The following is a 3,293-nucleotide window of genomic DNA, read 5'->3' as shown; positions in this document are numbered from 1 at the left end:
CGCCCCGGCGCAGATCCCGGTCGGCCCGGGCTACCAGGTCGCCCTCGCCGCGGGTGTCCGCCGCGCCGGCGTCCCGGTCGGCGCGGTGGGACTCATCACCGAGCCGGCCCAGGCGGAGACGGTCCTGGCCCAGGGTGCGGCGGACGTGGTGCTGCTCGCCCGCGCCGCGCTGCGCGACCCCGCCTGGCCCCAGCGGGCCGCCGCCGCTCTCGGCGTGGACCAGGAGCTGGCCGCCTACCCGCCGAACTACGTCAGGGGGGCCTGGCCCCGCTCCGGCTGAGCCTGCGGTACGTCGGCGGCGGCGTCCCAGCGCCGCCACAGCCGACGCAGCCAGGCCGGCCGGGCGTCTTCGAGATCGGCTCCGGCCACCAGCGCCGTCCACCACCGGTCCAGGCGGTCCGCCTCCGCCGCAGCCTCCCCGGGCTCGGGCGGCGCGTCGAGCCAGGCCCGCTCGGTGGCGTCACGCTCCTCGCGGAAGAGGGCGAGCCCCGCGGCGTGGTCGCGCAGCACCGTGCGGTGCAGCAGCTCGTGGCGCCACCAGGCGGACGCCGGGTCGAACCGGTTCGTGCCGGGGTCCTCCGGGAGCGGCTGGTTCACCACCACCGGCCGGAACAACCCGGTGCAGGGGGCCGAGGTGCCGGTCACCCAGTGCTGCGGCGTCCCCCGCAGGTCGGCCACCCAGGAGGCCGTGCTCTGGGTGGAGGTGACCAGGCCGCCCGCGTGCGCGCACGGCGCCGAGAGGGCTCCGTTGACCAGGGACCAGGTGGGGGCCGGTCCGGCGTGGTCACGCAGCCCGGCGATCATGTCCGCCACCCCCGTCGCGCGCTGCGCTGACTCGGCGGTCCGCGCGCGGCGTACCGCGCACCGGGCGACCCGGCCGCGCAGTGGGTCGGCGTGGCGCTCGGCGAAGCCGGGGATCGTCAGCCCGTTGGAGATGCTCCGGCCGCGGCCCGCCACCTCCTCGCTCGCCCAGTGCCGCCCGGCGGTCTCCAGCACCGTCGCTCCGGCCGGGTCGGCGACCAGAAAGGAGTTGTCGTAGGTGAACCGCGGGTGCTCGTGGCTGCACGAGCCACCCTGGCCGTGCTGCTCCAGGAGCGTCACGATCACCTCGACCGCCTCGTCGCGGTGAGTGGCGCGCTCCAGCGCCAGCCGGAGCAGGTCCATGCCGAGCAGCTCGGTGCCGGTCCGGGCCTGCCGGCCGGTACGCCGGGTGAAGACCGCCTCGTTCCCGATCGTCACCCCGTGCTCGTTGGCCCCCATCTCCGCACCCCACATCCACCACGGCTGCGAGAGCACCACGGCGTGGGTGTGGGCAACCTGCGGGATGGTGGACCAGGTGGTGCGCAGCGGCTCCCCGGGCGGGTGGTCCGCCGCGGCGTACCACCGCAGCGACTGGGCCTCGTTGGGGTCGCGGTCGCTGTTCTTGGCCAGCAGCATCCCGGCGTCGGTGCGAGCGACGAAGGTGTCGCACATGGGGTCAATCTAGCGACCGCCCAGGCCGAGCATGCGCAGTGCCGCCCGCTCGACCGAGGCGATCGCGTCGCGGGCGCGCTGCTCGGGGTGCTCGACGACCAGCCACATGCCGAAGCCGTCCATCAGCGCGCAGAACTCACGCGCCGCCTCGGGAGCGGTCTGGTCGAGGTGGAACCTGCCGGCGGCCACCCCGGCGTCGATGGACTCCTGGACCAGGTCGACCCAGGCCTGCTGCACCTCCTCGGTGTCGGTGGCCAGCGCAGGCTCGTGGGCGGCGGCCCGCCAGTACTCCAGCCACAGCAGCCAGCCCTCCCTCCGTGAGTCCATGTCCAGGTCGATGGTCGCGACGACGTGCCAGCGCAGCTGCTCCCAGGGGTCCTCGATCTCCGCGAGGCCGGCCCGCATCTGCGCCAGCTCGACCCGGACGGCGTGCTCGAGCGCCTCCCTGCGCAGCAGGTCGAGGGTGGGGAAGTAGTGCCGCAGGCTGGCGACCGCGACCCCGCTGGCCCGGGAGACGTCCTGGTAGCGCAGCCCGGCGTACCCGCGCTGCACGACGGTCCGAGCCGCCGCGTCCAGCAGGTCCGAGCGCTGGTGGACCGGTGGCCTGCCCCGCTTGCGAGACCCGGTCGCCCCCACCCCCTGACGGTACCGCGTCCACCCGGTGGACCACCCGGTGCGTTTATCACTTTGCTGTGTCAGAATCTTCCCGGCGCCGGACCGTGGGGGACTCGGCGTCAGCTCGGGCTGACCGGGTGCGCGACCCGAGACGCCACCTGGGCCGAGTCCGACTGCGGCGGCGCGCACCACGGGGGAGCGCGTCGCCGCAGCTGTGTCCGGACCTCGCTCGCACCCTCGCTGCGGGGGGCTCAGCGCACGATCGAGTGGCTGATGCTGCGTGAGGCGCCGAGGAAGAAGATGCCCGGCAGCGTCTCGAAACCGTCGCTGGGGTTGCGCCGCAGCGTGGACCAGCGCAGCGCGAGGGTGCCGGTCCGGTCGTTGCTGACGAAGAAGATCGCCCCGCCGCCCTCGTTGGCGTGGTTTTCGGTCACCGTGGTGCCGGCCAGCAGCAGGTGGATGTCGTTGCCGTCGAGGTAGATCGCACCACCGGAGCCTCCGCCCTGCGTGCCCGAGCGCGGCGGGTTGGCGCCGTGGCCGACGGCTCGGTTCCCGGTGAAGGTGCTGTTGTACACCGACCACGACACCCCGATGCTGCCCAGCGCGCTGCCGTTGCTGCACACGCCGCCCCGGAACGTGCTGTGGACGACGTACACGGGGAGGTCGTGGTACTGCTCCAGCGCCCGCACGGCTGCTCCACCGAGGTCCGCGCCGTTCCGGCTGCAGCGGTTGTTCACGAACCGGCTGTTGACGATCTTCAGCCGGCCACCGCGGGCGAAGATGGCGCCGCCGCCGGCCGTGTAGTCGTTGGGCCCGGAGAAACGGCCCCGGGCGAAGGTGAGGTTCTGCACGACGAGCCGGGGGGTGGCCTGGTCGTCGCAGTGGTCGGTGGTCCACACCTGCTTGGGGTCGCAGGTGTTCTGGTACAGGATCCGCCGCTGGCCGCCCCCGCTCAGGGTGACCTTCCCCTCGCCGTCGAGGACCACCCTCGTGCTGGTGTTGACCACCTTGGCGGTCCGGGTCATCTCGATGCGCACCGGGTCCGGGCCGCAGCGGAAGCGGATGATCCCGCCCTTCCGCACCGCGGCCACCACCGCGCGCGAGGTGCAGCTCTCCGGTGTTCCGGTGCCCACCCACCGGGTGGGGTGCGAGGTGTCGACGGGCCGCGCAGCCGCGGGTACCGGCACCGGCTTGGCGCCGCGCTG

Annotated in this window: 4 protein-coding genes; 1 reads left to right on the top strand and 3 read right to left on the bottom strand. The window is 74.2% G+C overall.

Annotated elements, in window-relative coordinates:
• The coding region (locus tag PLP61_RS15930) for an oxidoreductase (RefSeq protein WP_502889090.1) at positions 1 to 280 on the top strand (280 nt) is incomplete at its 5' end.
• On the opposite strand, the gene PLP61_RS15925 is transcribed toward PLP61_RS15930, so the two are convergent.
• The 3 genes from PLP61_RS15925 to PLP61_RS15915 all read right to left on the bottom strand — a co-directional run.
• Positions 247 to 1,473 (bottom strand): peptidase C69 family protein, encoded by a 1,227-nt coding sequence (locus tag PLP61_RS15925; RefSeq protein ID WP_324503743.1) that lies wholly within the window; start codon positions 1,471 to 1,473, stop codon positions 247 to 249. The genes PLP61_RS15930 and PLP61_RS15925 overlap by 34 nt on opposite strands.
• A 9-nt stretch (positions 1,474 to 1,482) precedes the next feature.
• Positions 1,483 to 2,109: a TetR/AcrR family transcriptional regulator gene (locus PLP61_RS15920; RefSeq protein ID WP_324503742.1), complete on the bottom strand. Its 627-nt coding sequence runs from the start codon at positions 2,107 to 2,109 to the stop codon at positions 1,483 to 1,485.
• A gap of 230 nt (positions 2,110 to 2,339) precedes the next feature.
• Positions 2,340 to 3,293, bottom strand: a 954-nt coding sequence (locus tag PLP61_RS15915; protein WP_324503740.1) for a hypothetical protein, incomplete at its 5' end; no start/stop codon positions are given.

The organism is Nocardioides sp. (assembly GCF_035429765.1).
Classification (GTDB): Bacteria; Actinomycetota; Actinomycetes; order Propionibacteriales; family Nocardioidaceae; genus Nocardioides.
This window is presented reverse-complemented; position numbering and strand designations above follow the sequence as displayed.